This is a genomic window from Aureibaculum marinum, from assembly GCF_003813905.1.
Lineage (GTDB): Bacteria > Bacteroidota > Bacteroidia > Flavobacteriales > Flavobacteriaceae > Aureibaculum > Aureibaculum marinum.
This window is the reverse complement of sequence record NZ_RPFJ01000002.1, coordinates 494209-521130: the sequence shown is the minus strand read 5'-3', so window position 1 is coordinate 521130 and position 26922 is coordinate 494209. Positions and strand designations below refer to the sequence as shown.

The following is a 26922-nucleotide window of genomic DNA, read 5'->3' as shown; positions in this document are numbered from 1 at the left end:
GGTAAAAAGGATTATCAACAATTTAACACCCCAAAAACATCATTATGTAATAATTAAAAATAAAATATTAACTTTGAAGTGAGTGACTAGTGCTTTTCATAGGATACATTGTTGTACACAGTTATTTTTAATTCAACATTTTTCCTTTCTCATCAAATAGTTTAAAGCTTTTATATGATGTCGATAGAAATGATTTTTCTTCTTTAGTCATTAAGTCTTCGAATTTATAACCTGGTAATTCAAAGTCTTTAGGTATTCCTAACATCAATAAGTTTCGATTATTCAATAAAACAAAGCGGACATATTTTCTTTTAGGAAATGACACATAAAGAGATATTGCATTTTCAAAGTCTAATTCGTCTACTAATTCCTTTGGCATATCTTCTGTCACTCTGTTCCTGTTATTTACGAATGACTTATCGGTTGTGAATTTAATGTAAACCTTATTTTCTCTATTGTCATTAATGATTTGTTGTAAAAATGAATGTTGCTCAACACGAGATTTCAATTCATTTTTTTTGTCAATGAAATTTTGAAGCGGTGTGATTTCCTCTCCGATTGCCATTGTTAAGTCGTATATAATTCTTCCATCAGAGTTTTTGTCAATAAGTTCGGCTTGCCAACAGTCTCCGTCGAAACTGTAAGAATAAATATTTGCGATTATTGAGGATTTGATATCAAAGTTATCTAACGTTTGCTTTTCACGATAAAGTAAATCGTATAATTGTTTGTTTGGGTTTTCAATTCTTGATTTTATTTCTTTAGGAAGAAATGGAATTAGATTTTCAATGTCTTTCTCTAACTGGATTCTTTCAATACTGTCTTTAACAAAATATTGGTAATTTTTTAGTGTATTATAAAAATGTAGCTTATTAAAAGCATCAATTTCTTTGTCTTTGATTATTTCGAAAACTGTATTCTCGAAATATTCTTGTTTGTCAGAATTTAAGTTAGCATATGCTTTTGCGATTTTACTACCATCAGAAAAATAGTGGTTTCGCATTGTATCAGCAATTCTTACGTTAGAACCCAATAAGATTTTATCAATATCTATATCGAGCTTTGCAAGCTCTTCGATATAAGTTTTTCTAGCGTTTGAAGCAATATTACTATTTGCGTTTCTGGAAACATTATCATTCATTATGTTTAAGAACGACTTTATAAAAACATTCCAATTTTGAGTTTTGGAAGCCAAACTCGCAATCCTTTTTTGTTGAATTATTGGTCCGTTGTCAAAACTACAAGTTCCCACTTGTCTATTTTGTCTCATTAATTCCAAGGCTCTTTTCTCCGAAATAAGTTGAGCAGTAAAATCCTCTAAATCTCCATTTGAGACTTTGTTTATTTCTGCATAATCTAAAGCTTCTAATAGCAGATTTTTAAAATTACGGTCATTTGCATAAAGGCTGTCTGCAAATTTCTCTTTTTTAGATTGCCATTCATTTAGTTCGTTTCTGCGAGCAATATAATCTTGTTCTTTTCTGTAAGGTGGTTTGTTGGTTTTTAGTTCATAGTAGTTCACTAATGAGTCAATAATAGTTCTTTTATATGGTTTAAATTCATTTGACTTGTCGTCATTATCATAAAAAATGGATGTTTCTGGCTTTACTATTAGGTCTGTGTAGTTTATCCAATCTGAAAGTTGTTTTGGGATAGCTATTAGTTTGAAATCATCATTTAAGTAGAAGCCTTTTATTATGGTTGATTCTTTATGTTTGCCCCATTTCTCTTGGTAAACAGAGAAATACATTCTAGTATTCTGTTTTTCATTTAAAAAGAATTGAATGTCATAGTTTTGACTGTCAATAATGTGTCTTTGACTTTTGCCAATTTCAAATGATTTTATCTGTAATTTCTTTTCCTTTTTGTAATTTGAATAGGCATTTTTTATAATTAATAAATCTTTGTCAACTTGTAATCCTTTGAATTTATTTTTTAGCTGTTCTATATTATCTGATTTCTTTAATTCAGTAAGAAATTTGTTTGGGACTTTTGTGATAATTTCGAAATAACTTGCTGATGTCTGAGGTAGTGAGTAAAAATTAGGCGTTTCACTTTGGCTGTAATTCTTTTCCAAGTGTTTTATGATAGAATCAAGTTTTGGAATATCACTTTCGCTAATTATTGAAGTTTGACAGAAAACATTTCCTGAAATTAATAATGATAGTAATATGTAGATTGATTTTGTCATAATTGTGTACAACGTTTGGCTATGTGCCGTTAATTTTCTTTGGTAAATCTATAAAGTTAATAGATAAAACACAGACCTTTTCGCTTTTAAAATATTTTTTTACGTTGCCCTTGCGTTTCCCCAAACAATACCTACTAAGAGCATGAGTTATTTGAAGGAAAAATGTTTTAAAAGCAATTACCAAAAACTCAATAAATACGCCAAAATTAATGGCATATAGGTGTTGTTAGGCACTGCCTTTATTTACAATATTTTTCAATCAGTTCATTAACTTTTTTCTTTTTTTTGACAAATTCCCAATCTTCACAGGCCTTAGTTATCTCATCAATGATTAGATAACATATACTTCGCTGATAAATAGAATCAAAATCATTTGGATTAGATTCAATACTTATATTAAAATAATTTATGGCAGTTTCATATTCCTTTTTACGCATTGATATAATTCCATCTCGATAGTTGAAATATTGTTTTTCAAATTTCGGATTCTTAATAAATTCAAACGTTTCTGTATGCAAAACTTTAACGTTTCGATTGTCATATTCCGCTGGTGTCCAATATTTTTCAGATTTTTCGACAGCTTTTAAAAATTGTTTATCAAATCGCTTGTTGATTCCTTTATGAATTTTGAGACTGTCAATCTTACCTTTCTCATTTATTATGAATGTTGCCAAAAAATAGTTATTTGATGAAACAACATTTGAGTATTCACTTATTTCGTCAGTTATAAAACTATGAAACGACTTTTCATTTTTGAATTTTGCTCTTATTTTTTCTGATTCTATAAATATAGTATCCTTATCACTAATGATTAACATTTCGTTAGTTAAGGCAAGTTTATTTTGATAATCGTTTTCAGGAATAAATGAGTATTTTATTGAACTTTCATCAAATCCATTAACTCCTTGTTCTATTAAAACAAGCTCATTTTTGGATAGATTTTCAATTTTATAATTGACAAAACCAATTTTAATAAGATTATTTAAAATTTTATATTGAAATATATAACCATTATCTAATGGAAATGCAGTTTTAAATACTTTCTCATAGTTTATAAAATCAAATCTTAAATAATTTGATTTCAAAGGGTGATCTATGGGTAATTCATTCCCAGAATTGTATGTTGCATTTTTTAAAACCCAAGAATTAACAAGAAGTTCCTTTTGTGATTGAGAAAATGATATGAAATGTATTAATACAAATAAAAGAGTTAATATTTCTTTTCTCATTAATTTAATTTTTTGGTTGTGCCTAACAATTGTATAAACGTATTGCGTTTATATCCGTTATGGCTTTAAATATAATAATTTTTTTGAAAATTTAATAAAAACCCTTATAATTATTGATGTTTTGCATAGGTGTACTAAAAAATTATCCGTTACTTAACCGTTAAAAACGACTAATTATTTATAATTAATAATGTATTTTTGATTGTAATTTAAAAGTAGATATACAAAATGATTCCACTTACTGAACAAGAACTACATAATCTTGGTATGAATATAGTAGGAGAAAAACTACAACAAATGGGTTATGAATTTATAGCCATAAATAGTAAATTAAAAAAACATCCGCAATTTGTACTCTATAAAAAGGGTGAACCTACTATTTTTGTTTTAGTTAAAGTAACAAAAAATCTTCAAAATGCCCAGGATTATGATGTTATTTGGATGGAAAATTTTAAACAACATGCTATTAAACAAAATGCTAAAGTTTGGTTTGCAGGTGTAGGTATTGCTAATGCAGAAAGTATAGAAATGCCAGTTTTTAAAGACCAACCGTATTATGTAGCTTTTGAAGAATTTATAAAAATTATACCTTAAATTATGTTTTAATGTATTAAAAAAGACCATCTTTTTAGATGGTCTTTTTTTATTTCTATAATATATGTATTTATTATTCTTTTGAAGTACCTTTAGGTGATCCATCAGGATTTTGTTCTAACACATCAAAGAATTGATCTAATTTTGGTAAAATAACAATTCTAGTTCTTCTATTTCTAGCTCTACCTTCCGCAGTATCATTAGTAGCAATTGGTAAGTATTCGCTTCTACCTGCAGCAATTAAACGTTTAGGGTCAATTTTAAAGTCATTTTGTAATACTCTAACCACAGCAGTTGCACGTTGTGTACTTAAATCCCAATTGTCTTTAGTAATTGCAGTACTAATTGGCATGTTGTCTGTATAACCTTCAACCATTACTTCCATTTCTGGACGGCTAGAAATTACCGTAGCAACCTTATCTAAAATTGCCTTTGCTTTATTAGAAATAACAGAACTACCACTTCTAAACAATAATTTATCATTAATCTCTACATAAACTACTGTTTTTTCTACGTTCACAATAATATCTTCATCTTGAATTCCATCAGCTAAGGCACTTTTTAAATGTACTGCTAAAGTTAAGTTGATAGAATCTTTTCTAGACATAGCCCCACGGATGCCATTAATATATTTATCTTTTTCACTTAATTGAGCAACAACTTCTCTAATATTACCAGATGCAGATTGAGATAATGCCGTTAAGCTCTCAATTTGTCTGATTGAGTTCTGATGATTTTCTGTTAAGAATTTATTTTGTGCCTCTAAATTAGCTACCATACCAGCAAATTTGTCCTTTTCAACCTGACAGTCTAGTACTTTGGCTTTTGCTTCAGTTAATTCGGCTTTAGCAGAATCATACTGTCCTAGTAAATCGTCATATTTTTTTTGTGATACGCAAGAGGATAATAAGACTATTATCGATAAAGAAAGAAAAAGAATTTTTTTCATGGTTTTAAATATTGATTGTTTAATTTAATGCGAAGTTATTAAAAATATATTTGTGTAACGAATATTTTAATAAGATTTTAACAAAGTAATACTCCAAAATAATACTTTAACTTTGTTTTCTCTTTAAAATAAATAATTTTCTAAAAAATGAGATTTTTTACCATAAGAACTTTTTACGTTTTATTGTTTTTACTTGCCCTTTTATCTTGTAAAAAAACGGATATAACTGAACCTGTAAAAATAGAAGGATTGGCTTTTGGAACAGCATATCATATCACATATTATAATGACAATCAAACAGATTTTACTAAGTCTATTGATAGCTTGTTCAACTTGATTAATAATTCAATGTCTACCTATATAAATACGTCTGATATTTCTAAAATTAATGCAGGAGATACAACTGTTGTTGTTGATGATTATTTTAAAGAGGTATTTAAAAAATCTTCAAGAATATATGAAGAAACAGACGGTAGTTTTGATCCAACTATTGGAATGTTAGTTAATGCTTGGGGTTTTGGTCCTAAAAAGGCTTTAAAACAATTAGATACTGCTAAAGTTGAACAACTTATGAAATTAGTAGGTTTTAATAAAGTTAAATTACATAATGGCAAAATAAAAAAATTAAATGATAGTATTTATTTTGATTTTAATGCAATAGCTAAAGGGTTTGCGGTAGATGTTGCTGGACGATTTTTAGAGGCAAAACACACAGAAAATTATTTGATTGAAATAGGAGGTGAAATTCGGTCTAGAGGAATAAATTTATCAAAAAATAGACCTTGGAAAGTAGGTATTGAAAATCCTAATTTTGATGGAACACGCTCTATTGAAAAAGTTGTTGAATTGAGCAACCAAGCAATGGCTTCCTCTGGTAATTATCGTAAATTTAAAATAGATACAATTACAGGAGAAAAATATGCACACATTATTAATCCAAAAACAGGTTATCCTTCACGTAACAACTTGTTAAGTGTCTCAGTAATAACCAATTTAGATTGTGCTGATGCCGATGCTTACGCTACAGCTATGATGACAATGTCACTAAAAAATGCAAAAATCTTTTTAAAAGATAAAAATCAATTAAAAGTTTTTATAATCTACAGTGATAAAAATGGAGAAATAAAAACCTTTAAAACATCAAATTTTTAGTGTTTTTAATATAGCTTCAAGTTCAAACATAAAATCACGTTTGTTAATTGATGGGGCATAGGTAAAGCCTTCAATAACTAAAATTCTATTGTTTTCTTTGTCTAAAATGGTATAATTTAAAAACGGTCCTGCCATAAATTGACCAGGTACTTCCCAAGTGCCTCTAGTTTCAAAAGCAGGTTTGTTATCAATCTGAACTTCTTTAATGAAAGGAGTAAATGCTGCTTCTGTTGCCATGTAAGAACCTTCTATAGGTCCAGGTATATGATTTTTACCTATCGTATCTCTAGCCTTAACTATATTTTTTGCAATGCTGTCTTTTTCTGTTAAAGGCAACTCATATGCAATAATATTTAAACTACCTTTTGAAATGTCTTGTCGCAACCATAAAAAGTCTCCTGTGTCATCAACTACAGCATATGTAAGAGGTATGTTTAATTTGAAATTTAAATTTGTAAACGTCTTTATAGCGTTATACTCCATGTGATTTTCTGTACGTTCTTTTTGATATAATTTTAAATCAGAATTTTTAAATACAGAAATAATGTCTTCTTTATGACTTTGAATTAGTTGACTTAATGTTTTAATGTCTTTTCCAAAAATAGTCATTGTTAATTGTGGAGCAGCAAAAATATTAGGTTTTGTATAATATCCTTCATTAGGGTCAATACCTACAAAAAGAATATTTCTATTTCTTTGAAATAAACTTGAAAAAGCCTTTGGAGTAACTTGATTAACTGTAAATTGAGTTTCTTCTTGAGGTAAACCTAATACAGGTGCGGCAATAATGTTTCTGAGTGAATCTCCAATTTCTCCCTTCCATAAGTTATTTTCTATAACTATGGTTAAATGATTTATTCTACTATTGGATTCTTTTAAAGTTAATTCAGTTTTTTTTGAATTACAAGAAATAAAAAAAATACTTACAACTGCTAGTGTTAATAGGGTTTTCATAGGTTTTAATAGGTTTAGTTTTACTTTTTCTAAACCAGCAAAAAATCTAAAATATATTAGACTAAAACAGATTTAATAGGTTTAGCTTTTGTAAATTTTAAGTTTTGTGCCAGGTTTTAAATTCTTGACACTCCAAATATTGTTCCAATCTTTAATTTGTTGAACAGAAACTTTAGGAAATTTTTTAGATATAATCCATAATGAGTCTCCTTTTTTAACGGTATAGGTTGTGTAATCACCAGTTGGAGTAGGGGTTTTAGTTTTTTTTGTTACACTTTTAGTACTACTAGAAGATGCTGTTTTAAAGTTTCTTGGATAGATTGTTAAGCGTTGACCTATTCTTAAATTGTTTGAGCGTAAACCATTCCATCTTTTAATTTGTGAAACACCTACACCATAACGCTGAGCAATTTTACCTAAATAATCTCCATTTCTTACCCTGTAGCGTATTCTTTCTGGTGAAGTTTGAAACTTAGGTAATTGTTTTTCTCTTTTTGCCAAATCTTCTTTTGCATAGGCATAAATTTGTTCTTCATTAGAAACAAATTTTCCTATAAGATGTACAGGCAAACGTAACGTATAATTTTTACCCTTTACGTATGGAATTATTTTTAATTTATATTGCGGATTTAACTCTTCTAAAAGTTCATTATCAGTTTCTAAAACTTTATTTATTTGATCAAAAGTAATTTGTTGCTTTACTATAACAGTATCAGTTTCAAATCTCTGTGTGATAAATTTTTGTGCTTTAATGTTATGTTCTTTGGCATATTCCATCAAATATAATGTAGCATAAAAAGCTGGTAGATACCCTGCAGTTTCTCTAGGTAAGTTATGTCTTATATTCCAGTAATTTCTACTGCCACCAGAACGTCTAATAGCCTTTGATACGTTACCTGGACCAGAGTTGTAGGCCGCCAAAGCAAGGTCCCAATCGTTAAATGTATCGTATAATTGAGATAAAAATTTACATGCAGCTTCAGTTGCTCTTAAGGGATCATGCCTTTCATCTACATACGAATTTACTTCTAGATTAAATTGTTTACCAGTATAGTACATAAATTGCCATAAACCTGAAGCTCCTACTCTAGATCTTGCTCTTGGACGCAAGGCAGATTCTACAATTGCTAAATATTTAATTTCTAGAGGGATGTTGTATTTGTCTAAATGCTCTTCAAACATTGGAAAATAATATTCAGCTCTTCCCATTAAAATGCCTAGACTTTTCTTTCGTGTTTTTAGATAATGTTTAATTAAACGTTCCAAAGATGGATTATACTCAACGTTAAAAGGTGTTTTACTATTTAAATAGGCAAGTCTTTCTTTCAAAATTTCGGTAGAAAGTTCACTATTTAATGTGTCAGTAATTTCTTCATCCGGATTAACATATTCAAAATCATACCCTAAATCAGATTGTTTTAAAGCGGCTAACCATAAACTATCTATCAAATTAGCATCTTCATGGTCTATCAATTTTGGTGGATTAACCTTTAGACTGTCTGCATTAATCTTAAGCGTTTTTTTGGTGTTAATATCCTTATTATCACTAATTTCATTGTTGTTTTTTTGAGAAAACAAAAGGCTAGGTAATAATAAAATGAATATGTATAGGGAGTTCTTCATGTAAAATATTTAAAATATTAACCGCTAAAAAGTAAGGTTAGAAGTAAACAAAAATATAAAAAATAATTGTTAAGTTGATGTTACAAAGCAAATTCCTAAACGAAAACACTATTAACTATTTGTTAATTAGTTGTTTAGGTTTTTTTGTAATAACAAACTGTATGAATAACGTGAAAAGACCTGCTAAATTATTCAGTACTTGTTAAAATTTTAAGTTCAGTGCCTGGTTTTATGTAAGATACACCCCAAATGTTATTCCAGTCACGCAGTTGATCTACAGAAACATTATTGAATTTTTTAGAAATAACAAAAAGAGAATCACCCTGTTTTACTGTATATATTTTATAGGTTTTTGGTTTTGCTACATTTTTTTGTTTCTGAACTACTTCTTTAATAGGAACTTGTAGAGCAACTTCACTTTTTTTATCGGTTATAACCAACCGTTGCCCTTCAATTAAGAAATCAGTTTGAAGTCCGTTCCATCTTTTTAACTGACTTAATGTTATTCCGTGTTTTCTAGCAATTTTAGGAAGATTGTCTGAGGGTTGCACTACATAACTGTTATCAGTAGTTGGTATTAGATGAGTAATCTTTTCTTTGTTTTCTTGGCCATTGTATTCCTCAATAGTGCTATTTAAAAAAGTGTCAATGGCATTTTTTGGTAATGTTAATACATAAGTTTTATTGGCAGAATATGGTATTATACCTAATTTATATTGAGGGTTTAAAGAGGTGAGTGTTTCTTTAGTAACGCCTGTTTTTTGTTCAATTTGTGAAAAACTTAGTTTTTGATTTACATGAATAGTATCTGTATCGAAGTAATTGATTTCAGTATTATTTGGATATATTTGATGTGTATGACCATATTCAAAAAGATAATACATAGCATAGAATGCGGGTATATAACTACTAGTTTCTTGTGGTAAATATTGTCTTATGTTCCAGTAATTTCTTTTTCCTCCAGACCGTGTAATCGCTTTTCTTACATTACCAGGTCCAGAGTTATAGGCTGCCAAAGCCAAATCCCAATCTTCAAAAGTATTATATAGATACTTTAAGTATTTACAAGCTGCAATTGTGGCTTTTAAAGGGTCTTTACGTTCATCAACATAAGATGTAATATTAAGTCCATACTGTTTGCCTGTATGGTACATAAATTGCCAAATTCCTTTCGCTCCGGCATGTGAAGTTGCGGTTGGTAATAATGCAGACTCAACAACCGCTAGGTATTTTATCTCTAATGGAATATCAAATTTGTCTAAATGTTCTTCAAATAAAGGAAAGTAATAATTAGCTCTGTCCATTAGATTAGAAATAGCTTCTTTTTTATCTCTAATATATAATCTTATAAACCGTTCTATAGTAGCATTATATGGGACATCAAATGGAGTTTTAGCATTTAACAAAGCCAATCTTTCTTTTAGTACCATTGAAGTAAAGGGCTCTTTGTTATTAAAATTAATGGTACTAGTATTTTGATGTTTACTAATATTATTGTTGTAGTATTCACTAATTACTTCATCTGTAATTTCTTGATTTATATAATCTTCTGTAGAAACACCTTGAGCTGTAGTAAAAAGAATACTACAAGAGAAAACAATTGAAAGTAACTTTTTCATATTAGTTGATTCGTTTAGTGTCTCAAAAATAACTAGCCAAAAGGTTAAAATTGCAAAATTGTTAATTAATGCTAAAAACTTTAGGGCTATAATGTTGTAAAATAAGGTATTGGAGAAATGTAGATTTTGATGTTTGAAAAATAACTAGTAAATAGTTTATATGATTAAAAATTACATAATTTCATGTTGGTAAAATTATAGAGTTGTTAATTATGAGGATTAAAAAAATAAATGCGATAATTTTTTTTATGTTTTTAATAAAAAGTTGTAATATTGCGGTGTGAAAATGTTACAACTACATACAATTTTTACTTTTTCAATTCGCCGCAGCGGCATCCGTCGCCCGTAAGGGGTATCATATATGTTTATGAACTTAGGTGAGTCCGGTTCTTCTTTCAAAGACACAGTTTTTCAAATACATTTAAATCAATCAATTACCATAGTATGGATATTGTTATTGCTAATAAAAAGCATAGTAAATATGCTTCTATCATTTGCGATACCATAGCGGAATCAGCAAAAATAAGAGGCACAGGGATTGCCAAAAGAACACCCGAATATATTGTAACCAAACTTGAAAACCAAAATGCTGTTATTGCATTGGATGGAGATAAGTTTGCAGGCTTCTGCTATATTGAAGCTTGGGGGCATGGTAAATTTGTTGCCAATTCAGGCTTAATCGTACATCCTGATTACAGAGATCAAGGCTTAGCAAAAAAAATCAAGCAAGTTATTTTTGATTATTCAAAAAAGAAATTTCCAAATGCTAAAATGTTTGGTATTACTACAGGTTTAGCCGTGATGAAAATTAATTATGAATTGGGCTATAAGCCAGTTACTTTTTCTGAATTAACAACTGATGATGCCTTTTGGAAAGGGTGTCAGACCTGTAAAAATTACGACATTTTAACGCGTACAGAAAGAAAGATGTGTCTTTGTACAGGTATGCTTTATGATCCTAATGATAAAAAAAATAAAGTAGATAAAGAAAAGGAAATTAAGCACCCTTATAACAAAAAAGTATTACAACGACTAAAAAATATAAAACAAGCAGTATTCTTAAAAGGTAAAAATAAAAACAAAAAGAAATAATGGAAAAAATAGTTTTAGCTTATAGCGGAGGATTAGATACATCGTATTGTGCAAAATATTTATCAGCTGAAAAAGGTTTTGAAGTGCATGCGGTTAGTGTAAATACTGGAGGGTTTACACAAAAAGAAATTGATAGTATAGAAGAGAAAGCCTATATGTTAGGTGTAAAATCTTATGTAAACATTAATGCAATTTCTACATTTTACAATAAAGTTGTAAAGTACCTTATTTTTGGTAATATTTTAAAAAATAATACCTATCCGCTTTCAGTAAGTGCAGAACGAATTATTCAAGCTATTGAAATTGTAACTTATGCTAAAAAAATTGGAGCAAAATACATTGCTCATGGTAGCACTGGAGCAGGTAATGATCAAATTAGATTTGATATGATATTTCAAATTTTGGCACCAGAAATTGAAATTATTACTCCAATTAGAGACATGAAACTATCTCGTCAAACGGAAATTGAATTTTTGCGAGAACATGGGGTTGAACTTTCATGGGAAAAAGCTCAATATTCTATTAATAAAGGATTGTGGGGTACAAGTGTTGGGGGTAAAGAAACTTTAACTTCATCAGATCCATTACCAGAATCGGCTTACCCAAGTCAATTAGAAGAAAAAGAGCCTAGAAAATTAAAATTGAGTTTTGAAAAAGGGGAACTTATAGCTATAGATTATGTAAAAAGAACACCTGTAGAAAACATAGAAGCTTTAAATGAAATTGCATCAAAATATGCAATTGGTAGAGACATTCACGTTGGTGATACTATTATTGGTATTAAAGGAAGGGTTGGTTTTGAAGCAGCTGCACCTTTAATAATTATTAAAGCTCATCATTTATTAGAAAAGCATGTTTTAACTAAATGGCAACAGCACCATAAAGATTATTTATCAAATTGGTATGGTACAATGTTACATGAAGGTCAGTATTTAGATGCTGTAATGCGTAATATTGAAGCCTTTTTAGAAGATGCTCAGAGTAATGTAAGTGGCGATGTTATGATAACATTATATCCTTATAGATTTTCTCTTGATGGAATTCAATCTGCACATGATTTAATGAATTCTACTGTAGCTGCCTATGGTGAAATGAATGACGGTTGGACCGCTGAAGATGCTAAAGGTTTTATTAAGATTTTATCTAATCAAAATAAAATTTTTAACCAAGTAAATAATTCTAAATAATCCTTAAGAGGATTATAAAAGTTAAAGCTTAAACTATTTAAACAAATGAAAAAAGTAGGAATTATTGGTGGTGCTGGGTATACGGCAGGTGAATTGATTAGAATTTTACTACATCATAAAAAAGTTGAAATTAATTTTGTTTACAGTACTTCAAATGCAGGCAACGCATTTAGTTGTATTCATCAAGATCTAGTAGGTGAAACGAATCAAAAATTTACAGATAAAATAAATGCTGATGTAGATGTTGTTTTTTTATGTTTAGGACATGGTAATTCTAAACAATTTTTAGAGAAACATCAATTTTCAAAAAATACTAAAATTATTGATCTAAGTAATGATTTTCGATTGGAAAAAAATAATGTTTTTCAAGGAGCAAAATTTGTTTATGGCTTGCCAGAACTTAATAAAGAAGCGATTAAATCAGCTCAATATATTGCAAATCCTGGATGTTTCGCTACTACTATAGAGTTGGCATTGTTGCCTTTAGCAAAAAATAATGTTTTGCAAAACGATATCCATATTAATGCAGTAACTGGTGCGACCGGTGCAGGAACATCATTATCAAAAACAACACATTTTACATGGAGAGATAATAATTTTTCTTATTACAAACCTTTTACACATCAACATTTAGATGAAATTAATCAAAGTTTGTTGCAATTGCAATCGTCATTTTCTAGCGAACTAAATTTTATGCCCAATAGAGGAGATTTTAGTAGAGGTATTTTTGCCACTGCTTATACCAAATTTGATGGGAGTATAGAAGACGCTCAACTAATGTATAAAAAATTTTATAAAGATGCTGCTTTTACGTTTGTTAGTGATAATGAGCTGCATCTAAAACAAGTTGTAAATACAAACAAGTGTTTGGTTCATTTGCATATGCACAAAGATAAATTATTGATAAATAGTATTACAGACAATCTTTTAAAAGGAGCTTCTGGCCAAGCTGTGCACAATATGAATTTGATGTTTGGTTTTGATGAAAAAGAAGGCTTAGAATTAAAAGCAACTTATTTTTAATATAAATACAATTAGTCAAATCAACATTTAAACTTATTCCATGAAAATAGCAATTATAGGTACTGGTAATTTAGGCTTATCTATAGCCAAAGGGCTTATTGTAAATAATGCATATACAACTTTATACCTTACGAAAAGAAATATTGAAAGTATTGAAGATTGGGCAGCATATGATAATGTGCAAATAACTTCCAATAATAAAGAAGCAGTAAAAAACTGTGATATTTTAATTTTTGCAGTACAACCTCGTCATTTTGAAGGGATATTAAAAAGTATTTCTGATGTATTAACAGAAAAACATGTACTTATTTCAACCATTACGGGATTTCATATTTCTCATATAGAATCAATTATTGGTAAACAGCATTTTATAATACGGTCTATGCCAAATACTGCTATTTCGGTAGGTAAATCTATTACCTGTGTATGTGGTAATTCACAAGGCAAAAAGCGAATAGATATAGCATTGTCTATCTTTAATAGATTGGGAGTTTCTGTTGAAATTCCTGAAGAGCAAATGCAAGCAGCTACCGTAATTTGTGCTAGTGGAATTGCTTTTTGGATGCGATTGATAAGAGCGACAACGCAAGGAGCAATTCAATTAGGATTTGAAGCTGAAATAGCCCAAGAAATGGCAATGCAAACGTGTTTGGGTGCAGCTACATTATTGGTAGAATCAGGAAACCATCCTGAGGAAGAAATAGATAGAGTTACAACACCTGGAGGATGTACAATAGAAGGATTAAATGAAATGGAACACAGTGGATTGAGTTCTTCTTTAATTAAAGGTATTGTTTCTTCTTTCAATAAAATTAATCAAATTTCAAAATCTGAATTATGAAACTTTTTGATGTTTATCCCTTATATGAGGTAACTCCCATAAAGGGAAACGATATGGTAGTTACAGATAATAAAGGTCAAGATTATCTTGATTTTTATGGTGGTCATGGTGTTATATCAATTGGACATTCACATCCATATTATGTTAAAAGTGTTGAAAAACAATTAGAAGCTATAGGATTTTATTCTAATGCAGTTCAAAATCCGCTTCAAGTTCAATTGGCAGAAAAATTAGGCAAAATGTCTGGTTATTCTGATTTTAGTTTGTTTTTGTGCAATTCTGGAGCTGAAGCTAACGAAAATGCTTTGAAATTGGCTTCTTTTCATACCAATAAAAATAAAGTTATAGCTTTTGAAAATTCTTTTCATGGACGAACATCTGCTGCGGTATCGGTAACGGATAACCCTAAAATTATAGCTCCTATAAATAGTTGTAATCCTGTAACTATTTTACCTCTAAATAATAGTGAATTGGTAGAGAAAGCTTTGTCAAAAGGTGATGTTTGTGCAGTAATTATTGAAGGTATTCAAGGAGTAGGAGGTTTGGATGAAGGAACAACAGCCTTTTTTCAAGATTTAAGAACGCTTTGCAATAAGTATAATGTAATTTTAATAGCAGACGAAATTCAATCTGGATATGGGCGAAGTGGTAAATTTTTTGCTCATCAATATCATACTATTCAACCAGATATAATTTCGGTTGCTAAAGGTATGGGGAATGGTTTTCCTGTTGGTGGTATTTTAATTTCACCTAAATTAAAAGCAAGTTATGGTTTATTAGGAACTACCTTTGGTGGAAATCATTTAGCTTGTGCTGCATCTATAGCGGTATTGGAAGTTATTGAGAATGAAAAATTGTTGGACAATGTAAACGAAGTGTCTGCCTATTTTATTGAAAAAGCAAAACAAATTCCACAAGTAAAAAAGATAAAAGGAAAAGGCTTAATGCTTGGTTTAGAATTTGATTTTGAAGTAGCAGAATTGAGAAAACAACTAATATATAATTACCATATTTTTACAGGAGGTGCTAGTAATAAAAATCTATTGAGAATATTACCACCAATGACAATTAGTAAAGAGCATGTAGATGTTTTTTTCGATGCTTTAATTAAAATTTTGAAAAGTACTAATTTTAAATCTTAATAAGTGTTAGGTAGTAGTTTGTATCATTCTGTTGAATTGATAATAAGCTGATACAATTCATGTAGGCTCCATCATATCAGAACGAAATGTTGTGTCCTTAAAAGTAAAAAAACAAAAATTGTGGTAAATTTTTAAATAAAGTGTTAACAGAGAACTATTTTTTAAAGGATGGGCAAAACAGGTAAAAAGCGAGTATTACTAAAAATTGGTAGTAATACACTTACCAAAGAAACCAATCAAATTTCTAGAGGTAAAATAGAAGATATAGGGCGACAAATATCGTTTTTAAAAGATGATTATGAATTTATTATTGTTAGTTCAGGGGCTATTGCTGTGGCAAGACAATTTGTAAAATTAGAAAGTAATGGTAAAGAAATAAATGTAAAACAAGCATTAGCAGCTATCGGTCAACCTCAATTAATGAGAATGTTTCATGATAATTTTTGGGAACTTGGTTTATTAACCTCTCAATGTTTGTTGTCTTATGCAGATTTTGAAAGAGAAATATCTAAACAAAATATTATGAATACCATAAATGTATTGTTAGCTAATAATTATATACCTATAATTAATGAAAATGATACTGTGGCAACAGATGAAATTAAGTTTGGAGACAATGATAAGTTGGCTGCACTAACAGGATGTTTGTTAAATGTAGACTTAGTAATAATTGCTACCAATACTGATGGTATTTATACAAAATCTTCGATAACAACTAATAAAAAAGAAACCATTACAATTGTTAATGATGTAGATAAATTGCAAAATGAAATTTCAACAGATAAATCTTCTTTGGGAACGGGAGGTATGCAATCAAAAATAAATGCAGCACAAATTCTAAAAGATAATGCTATTGAAACGTGGATTGTAAACGGATTAAAAGATAACTTTATTAAGAGTGCAATTAATAATGAAATTCCATTTACTAAAATATTAAATAAATAAAAATGAAACGAGCATGTTAATAGCATTATCACTTAGTGAAATGATAACTAGAGAATAGCATGTGTCTTTTCAAAAACAATAAAAATTAATACATGAATTATTTGTCAATTAACGATATTGATTCTTTACCTGATTGGGTAAATGAAGCAATAGAAATTAAAAAGAACCCTTTACAATATAAGTCGCTTGGAGCAAATAAAACTATTGGTTTATTATTTTTTAATTCAAGTTTGCGTACTAGACTAAGTACGCAAAAGGCAGCATTAAATTTAGGATTAACTCCTATTGTAATGAATTTTTCAAATGAAGGATGGGCTTTAGAATTTGAGGATGGTACTGTAATGGATCAAGGTAAATCAGAACATGTAAAAGAAGCGGCTCAGGTTATTTCTCAATATTGTGATATTATTGCTATAAGAGCATTTGCATTATTAAAAGACAAGAAAAAAGATTTATCAGAAGAAGTTTTAAAGAATTTTACAAAATATGCCACTGTGCCTATTGTAAATATGGAAAGTTCAGTAGGGCATCCACTACAAGCTTTAGCTGATGCTATTACGTTAGCAGAATTTAATAGTAAAAAAGCACCAAAAATTGTATTGTCATGGGCTCCACATCCAAAAGCTTTGCCACATGCTGTTGCTAATTCTTTTGTACAAATGATGCAGCTCCAAAATGCAGAATTTGTTATAACACATCCTAAAGGGTATGAACTAGATCCGGAAATTACTAAAAATACACCTATAACCTATAATCAAGAAGAAGCCTTTAAAAATGCAGATTTTATTTATGCCAAAAATTGGAGTTCATTTTCAGATTATGGAAAAGTTTTACATCAAGATAAAAACTGGATGATTGATCAGAAAAAAATGGAGTTGACAAATAATGCTAAATTTATGCATTGCTTACCAGTACGAAGAAATGTTATTGTATCTGATGAAGTGCTCAATGGTGAAAACTCTTTAGTAATAGAACAAGCTAATAATAGAACTTATGCAGCTCAGTTAGTATTAAAAAGAATTTTAGAGAAAGGTAAAAAATAGAAATTTTTACAAATCACTTTAAAATATTAATTTGAGATTAATGTATACTTATTAATTAAGATGAAGCAAAAACTTAACATCATAAAAATAGGGGGAAATGTTATTGACGATGAAAAATCGCTATCATTATTTTTAACCGATTATTCAAAGCTAGAAGGATTGAATATTTTAGTTCATGGAGGTGGAAAAAAAGCGACAGAAGTAGCTAAAAAGTTGCAGCTAGAACCTAAAATGATTGAAGGAAGGCGTGTAACAGATGCCTCTAATTTAGAGGTTGTAACTATGGTGTATGCAGGGTTGCTTAATAAAAATATAGTTGCTAAACTACAACAGAATAACTGTAATGCCATTGGTCTTTCAGGAGCAGATGGCAACACTATAAAAGCTAATAAACGGATTGTAAAAGATGTAGATTATGGTTTTGCTGGCGATATTGAATCCGTTGATGTTAAAACAATTTCTGTACTTTTAGAGAATAATTTAACACCGGTATTTTGTGCAATAACTCACAATAAAAATGGACAATTGTTAAATACCAATGCAGATACTGTAGCGTCTGAGTTGGCATCAGCTTTAGCCAAAATTTATGAAGTGAGTTTGACTTATGTTTTTGAAAAAAAAGGGGTTTTAAAAAATATTAATGACGAGAATTCTATAATAGAAAACATTAATTTAGCTCACTATAAAAATTTAAAAGACGATGGTATAATTGCTGACGGAATGTTGCCAAAATTAGAAAATTGCTTTGTCGCTTTAAACAATGGTGTTGCTGAAATTCATATTGCTAATACTGATTTTTTAACAGATAAAAACATACAACATACAAGATTGATATTATGATTGAAAAACTAACTAAAGAGGCTGTTGTACTTTTACAAAGCCTTATTGCAACAGAGTCATTTTCTGGAGAAGAGGATGAAACGGCACAGCTCATAGAAAATTGGTTTATTACTTATAATATAGAATTTAAAAGAGCCAATCATAATGTGTATGCTTTTAATAAGTATTTTGATGAAGCAAAACCAACAATGTTATTAAATTCTCATCACGATACAGTAAAACCTAATTCTGCCTACACTAAAAACCCTTTTAATCCAGAAATAAAAGATGGAAAATTATTTGGTTTAGGAAGTAATGATGCTGGAGGGTGTTTAGTCTCTTTATTAGCTTTGTTTACGTATTACTATAATCATAAAAATTTAAAATATAACTTGGTAATTGTTGCCTCTGCTGAAGAAGAGAGTTCCGGAAAATTAGGGTTGAATAGCGTTTTACCAATATTGCCAAAACTTGATGTTGCCATTGTTGGAGAACCTACATTAATGCAGCTTGCTATTTCTGAAAAAGGATTATTAGTTCTTGATTGTTATGCTTATGGAAAGGCTGGGCATGCAGCACATGGCTTAGGAGATAATTCTATCTATAAAGCTATGGAAGCCATTAAATGGTTTAAAGAATATGAATTTCCGAAAATTTCTGAAACATTAGGTAACGTTAAAATGACTGTGACTCAAATTGAAGCAGGTAGTCAGCATAACGTTATTCCTGCAGAATGTCATTTCGTAGTAGACGTTCGTATTACTGATGCGTATAGTAATATAGAAGTATTGGAAATTATAAAAAATCATGTGCAGGTAGATGTAAAAGAACGATCTTTACGATTAAATTCGTCATCAATACCTAAGGAACACTCTTTGGTAAAAGCAGGAATTGAATTGGGTAGAGAAACCTACGGGTCGCCAACTTTATCGGATCAAGCGGTGTTAACGTGTCCATCCTTAAAATTAGGTCCAGGAGATTCGTTACGTTCACATAGTGCAGATGAATTTATATATATACATGAAATAGAAGAAGGCGTAAGATTATATATTGAATTGTTAAAACGAGCGATAGTAGAATAGATTGCTTTTTAATGAAATTACAATCATTATAAACTCATAAGATTAAATAAACGATTAAACCTAAATAAAAATGAAACTCTGGGATAAAGGCTTTAGTACTGATGAAAAAATTGATATGTTCACTGTTGGAAACGATAGACAATTAGATTTGATTATTGCAAAATATGATGTTATGGGGTCTATAGCTCATGCCAAAATGTTACACAAAATGCAAATTTTACAAGATCGTGAAATTACTGTGATTGAGGCCGCTTTAAATAGTATTTTAAATAATATTAAAGATGGAAACTTTGTAATAGAAGATACTTTTGAAGATGTACATTCTAAAGTAGAGTTTATGCTTACAGAAATGTTGGGTGATACTGGAAAAAAGATTCATACCGCACGTTCTAGAAACGATCAAGTTTTGGTGGATTTACACTTGTATTTTAAAGATGAAATTACTGAAATTAAAACTTTAGTAAAATCCTTTTTTGATCTATTATTATCTAAAGCTGAAGAACATAAAAATGTTTTAATGCCCGGATATACGCATTTACAAGTTGCTATGCCATCTTCTTTTGGCTTATGGTTTTCGGCGTATGCTGAGAGTTTAATTGATGACATCTATTTTTTAAATGCCGCTTATAAAATTGCCGATCAGAATCCTCTCGGGTCTGGTGCCGGATATGGTAGCTCTTTTGATATTGATAGGCAAATGACTACAGAATTGCTTGGTTTTAAAACCTTAAAATACAACGTAGTTGCGGCTCAAATGAGTAGGGGGAAAACCGAAAAAGCATTGGCTTCAGCATTGAGTGCTGTTGCAGGAACACTTTCAAAATTTGCAATGGATATCTGTTTATATATGAGTCAGAATTTTAATTTTGTTTCTTTTCCTGATGAATTAACTACAGGTTCTAGTATTATGCCTCACAAAAAAAATCCAGATGTGTTTGAATTGATAAGAGGTAAATGTAATGCGTTACAAGCACTTCCTTATGAGCTTACTTTAATATCTAACAACTTGCCTAGTGGTTACCAACGTGATTTACAATTGTTAAAAGAGGCTATTTTACCAGCCATTCAAACGTTGAAATCATGTTTAGAAATGATGACTTTCTCTATTAAAAATATTCGTGTAAATACTGAAATTTTAGAAGATTCTAAATACAACTACTTGTTTACTGTTGAAGAGGTAAATAAATTAGTACAAGATGGTGTTGCTTTTAGAGATGCTTATAAAATTGTAGGGGCAACTGTAGAAAAAGGAGAATTTAAACCTGATAAAAATGTTAACCACACACATTTAGGAAGTATCGGCAATTTATGTTTAGAACAGATTAAAGAGAAAATGGATAAAGTTTTGTAGAAGGTACAGTTATACCTTAACTTTGCAATGCTTTTATTTTATATAAATGAAGACTGAAAGTAGGTTAGAAAAGATTGCAGATTTATTATTGGAAATATCGTCGATATTGATGGTCTCTGGTGCAAATACAAATAGGGTCGATTTAAATATTGACCGATTTGCTTCTGTGTTAAATTGTGAATCGTATAGTTTAATAAGTCAAAAAACAATTATTTTAACCGTAATAGATAAGGAAACTAGAAAAAACTGTACTAAAGTAAAGAACTTACCTTCACATAAAATTGATTTTACGGTAATTTCATCGGTAAGTAAAGCAAGTTGGAATGCGATTAGTCAAGGTTGGTCTCTTTCACAAATATCAGATGAAATTAAATTAATTCAACAGCAAAAAAGATATCCAAGGCTTGTCGTTTTAGTTGCTGTTAGTTTTGCAGGAGCTGGATTCTGTAAAATATTTGGAGGAGATTATATTAATTTACTAATAGCTTTTGTCAGTACATTTTTTGGAATGTTAATGCTACAGACAGCCCATAAAAGGGAATTTAATCCTTATATTAGTGTTTCGTTGGCTTCACTAACGGCATCAGTATTAGCTTCTTTTGGAGTTTACTTTAATTTGGGCACTCAGCCAGAAGCTACATTGGCTACTTCCATATTATTTTTAGTACCAGGGGTAGCACTGATTAATTCTTTTACAGACCTTTTAGATAAAAATGTATTAAATGGCATGGTTAGGTTTGCCAATGGAATGATGACGGTTTTGGCAATTGCACTCGGGCTTTTTGTCGCCATGTTAATATTTCAATTAAAATGATAACAATTCTATTAAATTTATTGGATGTATCTCTTTGGGCTGGTATTGCTGCAGTAGGATTTGGTATTTTATTTAATATACCACGTAAAGCAATATTTACTGTTTTTTTACTTGGGTTTGGTGCAGGGATTGTTAAGTTTGTTCTTTTAGATTTAAATGTCAATATTATTTTGGCAAGTTTATTGGCAGCTTCTTTTGTAGGTATTATAAGTGTGCCTATGGCTCATCGTATTCATCAACCACCTGTTGTGTTTTCCATTCCGGCTGTGATTCCGATGATACCTGGGTATTTTGCTTATGAAACTGTTTTATCGATAATGTCTTTTATTTTTATTGAAGAAGATGTAACTAAGAAAACAGTATTAATGCAGTCTATTTTTTCTAATGGATTTACCATGCTTTTTATTTTAGTTTCACTTACAATTGGAGTGTCTTTACCGATGTTACTATTGAGAAAAGATACAGTTAAGAAAATTGAAAAATAAAACGATTTCTCCTACTTTTAATTAGTTTTTTAATGCTTTTTTCATAGCAATTGCTTTCACCAAGCACTCTTCATATTCTTTTTCTGGATCTGATTTTGCCGTAATTGCACCTCCAACGGAATAGGATAAATATTTATTTGTTTTATTGTAAAAAATACTTCTGATAACTACATTAAAATCGAAATCAGCCTCAGGTGTAAAATAGCCAATAGCCCCTGAATAAACACTACGTTTTGTAGTTTCAAATTTTTCAATTATTTGCATAGCAGATAACTTAGGTGCACCTGTCATGCTTCCCATAGGGAAAAGACTTTTAATAATATCTACAGGGTCTGTAATATGTTCTGTCGTTGAACTTATGGTAGAAATCATTTGATGAACTTGATCAAAAGTATAGACTTTACAAAGTTCTTCAACTTTAACAGAACCTTTTATCGCTGTTTTTGATAAATCATTCCTAACCAAATCTACAATCATAATATTTTCTGAACGCTCTTTTTGGTCATTGGCTAAATCTATGGCAAGTTGTTGGTCAGAAATTTTATCTGTGAGTCGTTTTGCTGTACCTTTAATAGGTTGAGAAATTATTTTATTACCTTGTTTTTTTACAAATCGCTCAGGAGAAGCAGAAATAATAAACTTATCTTCTAATTTTAAAAAGCTCGCAAAAGGAGCGTTAGAAATGCTATTTAAATGATTATACACTTCTAAGGAATTAATCGTAGCATTTTCTGAATAAAATTCTTGACAAAAATTAACTTCGTAAATATTACCTCTATTAATGTGTTTAAGAATAGTATTGAGTTGTTTTAAATATTGTTTTTTAGATATCTGTTTTTTTATTTTAACATTATGTTCAACTTCTTTTATAGACTTATTTAAGTCAATAGTCTTTATTAACGATAAATCACTTTCAATATCATCCTTAACTTGTGTTAAGTATTTAATTTCTAAAATATTATTTTTTAAAAAGAATAGTTTTTTAGGTTGAAAAAAATATAAATCAGGAAAATGCAATCCGTCAAAGTTTTGAGAAGTTAGCTTTTCAATATCATTTTTAAGATCATAAGTTAAATAACCAAAAATATAATCGTTAATATTATTTCTATAGTTTTTTAATTTGTCAAAAGCGTTGGGGTACTTACATTGTAAATTTGAATATAAACCAATAGCTAGTACAGCATCGTAGTTTGAATATTGTAGAGGATAGTTATTACTATCTAGCCATACAACTTGATTATATTGTTGAGCCCAATACAGTAATTTTTTTTTAAAATTAGTTGGGTTTTGTAGTGTGATTTTTTTTGAGGTACGTAATGATTTATTGATTTCGTTCAAGGTAACAATATTATGTTAAGATGAATGATCGGCTACGATTTTCCATTGCTTATTTATGCGTTTTAAGACAATTGAAAACATTCCATTGGCGTTACCAACTTTTCGTTTTAAATGAAATTCTCCAATAACTAAAAACACATTATTAGCAAGTTGGTCAAAATCTAGTAATTTAAATGTTAAAGTACCGATATGGTCTTTATTGGGATATCCATTTTTATAATTCTCTAACGTTTGTTTCCATCCGTAAGTGAGTCCATTACTCCCTACAAATTTTAAACTGTCAGATTTTATATACCCTTGCATAAAGGCCTCTAAATCTCCATTTGACCAATCTTTAGCTTGCTGCATCAACATAGCTGTAATTTCTTGCTTACTAGTTTGGTAATTTGTAGAGGTTGCTTTTTGGGTGGTACATGCTACAATAAATGATAATATAACAATTGCTACAATACTATTTTTTAATGTTTTCATATTAGTTTGTTGGCATTATCATGTTGTACTTGATAGCATTATTGTTTTGAAATAAGCGAAGAATCTTTTAACTGTAGATTATAAATTTAAAAGATTCTTCGCTATTTTCTTATCTGGATAATTAGAATAACAATTTTGCCATTTGAGCAGTTCTCTATCTCTTTACGTTATATAAGAAAGATGAGTTTACTTAACTATGTAAAGCTCTTTTATCAGTAGCGTCTAATGCTGCTTCTTTTACTGCTTCGGCATATGTTGGATGAGCATGGCTTATTCTAGCAATATCTTCAGCAGACGCTCTAAATTCCATAGCAACAACTGCTTCAGAAATTAAATCAGCTACTCGTGCACCACACATGTGCACTCCTAATACTTCATCTGTTTTAGCATCTGCTAGTATTTTTACAAAACCATCAATATCTCCACTGGCTCTAGAACGGCCTAACGCACGCATTGCAAATTGTCCTGATTTATAGTCAACTCCAGCTTCTTTAAGTTGTTCTTCTGTTTTTCCAACAGCAGCAACTTCTGGCCAAGTATAAACTACCCCAGGAATTAAATTATAATCAATATGTGGTTTTTGACCAGCTAACACTTCAGCAACAAATACACCTTCTTCTTCGGCTTTATGGGCAAGCATAGCTCCTTTTATTACGTCGCCAATAGCATAGATGTTAGATACATTGGTTTGTAAATGGTCGTTTACATCTATCTGACCTCTATCATTGACTTTTACACCAGCTTTGTCTAGGTTTAAACCTTCAGTATAAGGTCTTCTACCAACAGAAACTAAGCAGTAATCTCCTTTAAATTCGACAGGATTTCCTTTTTTATCATCTGCAGTAATGGTTACCTCTTTTGCTCCAGCTTTAACAGCAGTTACCTTGTGTTTGGTGTAGAATTTTATCCCTTGTTTTTTTAGTACTTTTTGTAATTCTTTAGATAAAGAAGCATCCATTGTTGGTATGATTCTATCCATATATTCAATAACAGAAACTTCAGCACCTAGCCTTCTATATACTTGCCCAAGTTCTAATCCGATAACTCCTCCACCAATAACAATTAAGTGTTTAGGAACTTCTTTTAAGCTTAATGCTTCAGTTGAAGTAATAACACGTTTTTTATCTAATTTTATAAAAGGTAGAGTAGAAGGTTTTGAACCTGTTGCTATAATAGTATTTTTAGCTTCAATGCTTTCAGATTTACCATCCGACTTTTTTATAGTAATGTGAGTGGCATCTTTAAAAGATCCTAAACCGTGATAAACTGTAATTTTATTTTTATCCATCAAATATTTGATACCGCTAGTGTTAGTATCAACTACACTTTGTTTACGGTCAATCATTTTTTTAAGATTGGCTTTAATATCACCAGCTATTTCAATACCATGTTCTTCAAAATGAGAAATGGCATCATGGTAATGATGTGAAGAATCTAACAATGCTTTTGACGGAATACAACCAACATTTAAACAGGTACCACCAAGGGTATCGTATTTTTCGATAATGGCAGTTTTCATGCCTAATTGTGCACAGCGAATTGCTGCAACATATCCTCCAGGTCCTGAACCAATAATGGCTACATCATATGTACTCATAAGTAAAATTTAATTTTATTAATACAAAAGTAGGGATTATATGCTAATAATAAACATTCAAAGAAAACGGATTATATTTTTTTATCTTTTTGCAATTTGATTTTAGTGGTAAATTTATTCAATCTTTATATTTTAGCAAGATGCAAAAAGTTTTGTTTATCGGTTTAGTGTTTCCTGAATCAACTTCTACAGCTGCCGGAAGTAGAATGATGCAATTGCTTCACTTTTTTTTAGAGGAGCACTATCAAATCACTTTTGCCAGTGCTGCACAAAATTCAGAATATGTTGATAATCTCGAAAATTTAGGAATTGATAGAGTGACTATTGAATTAAACAATGCTAGTTTCGATAGTCTTATTAAAAGCTTACAGCCTGATGTTGTAGTTTTTGACCGTTTTATAACTGAAGAACAATTTGGTTGGCGAGTAACCGAAAATTGTCCAAATGCACTCCGTATTTTAGATACCGAAGATTTACATTGTCTCAGGCAAACACGATTAGAAGCTTTAAAAAAGGGAATAGAGTTTAAATGGAATCAATTAAACCATCTTGATATTACCAAAAGAGAAATAGCTTCAATTTATAGATGTGATTTGTCTTTGATTATTTCTACGTTTGAACAGCAACTCTTGTTAAATCATTTTAAAATTCCAGAAAATTTATTGGTTCAATTGCCGTTTATGCTAGATGCTATTTCGGAAAATAATTTGTTGAATAAACCGTCTTTTGAACAACGGCGAGATTTTATCAGTATTGGAAATTTTAAACATGAACCCAATTGGCAATCCGTATTGTATTTAAAGAAAACCATTTGGCCATTAGTTAGAAAGCAGTTGCCTAAGGTTAATTTGTATATTTATGGATCGTACCCTTCTCAAAAAGTAACAGATTTACATTGCGAAAAAGAAGGGTTTATTGTAAAAGGTAGAGCAGAGAATGCTCACAAAGTAATTTCAAAAGCAAAAGTTTTACTTGCACCACTTCAATTCGGGGCAGGACTAAAAGGAAAGTTAGTAGATGCCATGTTGAACGGAACACCATCAGTGACTACAACTATTGGAGCAGAAGGGATGCATGATAATTTACCTTGGAATGGTTATGTGATAGATAACCCAGAAGAGTTTGCACAAAAAGCTATTGAATTGTATGGCAATAAGAATTTATGGTTACAATCACAACAAAATGCAATTAGAATTATAAATACAGTCTTTAATAAAAAACGTCTGTCAGAAAAGTTAAGTAATAGAATTATAGAAATTCAACAAAATTTAGCTTTACATAGAGAGCAAAACTTTATAGGTAGTTTGTTACAACATCACACCATGCAAAGTACGAAATACCTTTCAAGATGGATTGAAGAGAAAAATAAATAGTATCCTGT

At 30.0% G+C, this 26922-nt stretch carries 24 protein-coding genes; 15 read left to right on the top strand and 9 right to left on the bottom strand.

Features of this window, described 5'->3' with window-relative positions:
* Nucleotides 1–127: 127 nt before the first annotated feature.
* The gene (locus EGM88_RS02960; protein WP_123896477.1) at nt 128–2191 is read right to left on the bottom strand and encodes a hypothetical protein; all 2064 of its coding nucleotides are present in this window, start codon (nt 2189–2191) and stop codon (nt 128–130) included.
* Nucleotides 2192–2430: 239 nt separating this feature from the next.
* Complete coding sequence (locus EGM88_RS02955) at nt 2431–3420, bottom strand: energy transducer TonB (RefSeq protein WP_123896476.1); 990 nt, start codon at nt 3418–3420, stop codon at nt 2431–2433.
* 228 nt (nt 3421–3648) lie between these two features.
* Here EGM88_RS02955 and EGM88_RS02950 point away from each other — a divergent pair, with 228 nt between their 5' ends.
* Nucleotides 3649–4014, top strand: coding sequence for a Na(+)-translocating NADH-quinone reductase subunit F (locus tag EGM88_RS02950; protein WP_123896475.1), 366 nt, complete (start codon nt 3649–3651; stop codon nt 4012–4014).
* 73 nt (nt 4015–4087) lie between these two features.
* Here the strand turns inward: EGM88_RS02950 and EGM88_RS02945 are convergent, their stop codons facing one another.
* A complete protein-coding gene (locus tag EGM88_RS02945; protein WP_123896474.1) occupies nt 4088–4963 on the bottom strand; it encodes an OmpA/MotB family protein in 876 nt (291 codons plus the stop codon).
* 147 nt (nt 4964–5110) lie between these two features.
* Between EGM88_RS02945 and EGM88_RS02940 the strand changes: the two genes are divergently transcribed.
* Nucleotides 5111–6115, top strand: a complete 1005-nt coding sequence (locus EGM88_RS02940) for an FAD:protein FMN transferase (protein ID WP_123896473.1) — start codon at nt 5111–5113, stop codon at nt 6113–6115.
* Here the strand turns inward: EGM88_RS02940 and EGM88_RS02935 are convergent.
* The 3 genes from EGM88_RS02935 to EGM88_RS02925 all read right to left on the bottom strand — a co-directional run bounded on the left by EGM88_RS02935 (nt 6104) and on the right by EGM88_RS02925 (nt 10311).
* Nucleotides 6104–7069, bottom strand: coding sequence for a DUF4837 family protein (locus tag EGM88_RS02935; protein ID WP_123896472.1), 966 nt, complete (start codon nt 7067–7069; stop codon nt 6104–6106). The two genes, EGM88_RS02940 and EGM88_RS02935, sit on opposite strands and share 12 nt — an antisense overlap.
* Before the next feature lie 81 nt (nt 7070–7150).
* Nucleotides 7151–8692: a lytic transglycosylase domain-containing protein gene (locus EGM88_RS02930; RefSeq protein WP_123896471.1), complete on the bottom strand. Its 1542-nt coding sequence runs from the start codon at nt 8690–8692 to the stop codon at nt 7151–7153.
* A 188-nt stretch (nt 8693–8880) separates the two neighbouring features.
* Nucleotides 8881–10311 carry a lytic transglycosylase domain-containing protein gene (locus EGM88_RS02925; RefSeq protein ID WP_123896470.1) on the bottom strand — a complete coding sequence of 477 codons (1431 nt, stop codon included), beginning with the start codon at nt 10309–10311 and terminating at the stop codon, nt 8881–8883.
* Between the two features lie 444 nt (nt 10312–10755).
* Here EGM88_RS02925 and EGM88_RS02920 point away from each other — a divergent pair, with 444 nt between their 5' ends.
* The 12 genes from EGM88_RS02920 to EGM88_RS02865 all read left to right on the top strand — a co-directional run bounded on the left by EGM88_RS02920 (nt 10756) and on the right by EGM88_RS02865 (nt 22135).
* Nucleotides 10756–11403 (top strand): GNAT family N-acetyltransferase, encoded by a 648-nt coding sequence (locus EGM88_RS02920; protein WP_123896469.1) that lies wholly within the window; start codon nt 10756–10758, stop codon nt 11401–11403.
* On the top strand, nt 11403–12590 hold the full coding sequence (locus EGM88_RS02915) for an argininosuccinate synthase (RefSeq protein ID WP_123896468.1): 1188 nt from the start codon (nt 11403–11405) through the stop codon (nt 12588–12590). Before EGM88_RS02920 ends, EGM88_RS02915 begins: the two co-directional genes overlap by 1 nt.
* Nucleotides 12591–12635: 45 nt before the next feature.
* Entirely contained in the window at nt 12636–13613 is a 978-nt protein-coding gene (gene argC / locus EGM88_RS02910; protein ID WP_123896467.1) for an N-acetyl-gamma-glutamyl-phosphate reductase, read from the top strand.
* A gap of 40 nt (nt 13614–13653) precedes the next feature.
* Nucleotides 13654–14454, top strand: a complete 801-nt coding sequence (gene proC, locus EGM88_RS02905; protein WP_123896466.1) for a pyrroline-5-carboxylate reductase — start codon at nt 13654–13656, stop codon at nt 14452–14454.
* The gene (locus EGM88_RS02900) at nt 14451–15596 is read left to right on the top strand and encodes an aspartate aminotransferase family protein (RefSeq protein ID WP_123896465.1); all 1146 of its coding nucleotides are present in this window, start codon (nt 14451–14453) and stop codon (nt 15594–15596) included. The genes proC and EGM88_RS02900 overlap by 4 nt, the downstream gene beginning before the upstream one ends.
* Nucleotides 15597–15764: 168 nt before the next feature.
* Entirely contained in the window at nt 15765–16541 is a 777-nt protein-coding gene (proB, locus tag EGM88_RS02895) for a glutamate 5-kinase (protein ID WP_123896464.1), read from the top strand.
* A 92-nt stretch (nt 16542–16633) separates the two neighbouring features.
* On the top strand, nt 16634–17584 hold the full coding sequence (locus EGM88_RS02890) for an N-acetylornithine carbamoyltransferase (RefSeq protein ID WP_123896463.1): 951 nt from the start codon (nt 16634–16636) through the stop codon (nt 17582–17584).
* Between the two features lie 60 nt (nt 17585–17644).
* The gene (gene argB, locus EGM88_RS02885) at nt 17645–18424 is read left to right on the top strand and encodes an acetylglutamate kinase (protein ID WP_123896462.1); all 780 of its coding nucleotides are present in this window, start codon (nt 17645–17647) and stop codon (nt 18422–18424) included.
* Nucleotides 18421–19485 (top strand): M20 family metallo-hydrolase, encoded by a 1065-nt coding sequence (locus EGM88_RS02880; RefSeq protein ID WP_123896461.1) that lies wholly within the window; start codon nt 18421–18423, stop codon nt 19483–19485. Before argB ends, EGM88_RS02880 begins: the two co-directional genes overlap by 4 nt.
* 70 nt (nt 19486–19555) lie before the next feature.
* The gene (gene argH, locus EGM88_RS02875; protein ID WP_123896460.1) at nt 19556–20836 is read left to right on the top strand and encodes an argininosuccinate lyase; all 1281 of its coding nucleotides are present in this window, start codon (nt 19556–19558) and stop codon (nt 20834–20836) included.
* Between the two features lie 46 nt (nt 20837–20882).
* Entirely contained in the window at nt 20883–21650 is a 768-nt protein-coding gene (locus EGM88_RS02870) for a threonine/serine exporter family protein (protein ID WP_123896459.1), read from the top strand.
* Entirely contained in the window at nt 21647–22135 is a 489-nt protein-coding gene (locus EGM88_RS02865) for a threonine/serine exporter family protein (protein ID WP_123896458.1), read from the top strand. The genes EGM88_RS02870 and EGM88_RS02865 overlap by 4 nt, the downstream gene beginning before the upstream one ends.
* 21 nt (nt 22136–22156) lie before the next feature.
* On the opposite strand, the gene EGM88_RS02860 is transcribed toward EGM88_RS02865, so the two are convergent.
* The 3 genes from EGM88_RS02860 to lpdA all read right to left on the bottom strand — a co-directional run bounded on the left by EGM88_RS02860 (nt 22157) and on the right by lpdA (nt 25541).
* Nucleotides 22157–23473 (bottom strand): anthranilate synthase component I family protein, encoded by a 1317-nt coding sequence (locus EGM88_RS02860; RefSeq protein WP_394336872.1) that lies wholly within the window; start codon nt 23471–23473, stop codon nt 22157–22159.
* A gap of 15 nt (nt 23474–23488) precedes the next feature.
* Nucleotides 23489–23944, bottom strand: coding sequence for a YybH family protein (locus EGM88_RS02855; RefSeq protein WP_123896457.1), 456 nt, complete (start codon nt 23942–23944; stop codon nt 23489–23491).
* A 190-nt stretch (nt 23945–24134) separates the two neighbouring features.
* Nucleotides 24135–25541: a dihydrolipoyl dehydrogenase gene (gene lpdA / locus EGM88_RS02850; RefSeq protein ID WP_123896456.1), complete on the bottom strand. Its 1407-nt coding sequence runs from the start codon at nt 25539–25541 to the stop codon at nt 24135–24137.
* A gap of 140 nt (nt 25542–25681) precedes the next feature.
* On the opposite strand from lpdA, the gene EGM88_RS02845 reads away from it, so the two are divergent.
* Nucleotides 25682–26914, top strand: coding sequence for a glycosyltransferase (locus tag EGM88_RS02845; protein WP_123896455.1), 1233 nt, complete (start codon nt 25682–25684; stop codon nt 26912–26914).
* The last annotated feature ends 8 nt before the right edge of the window (nt 26915–26922 follow it).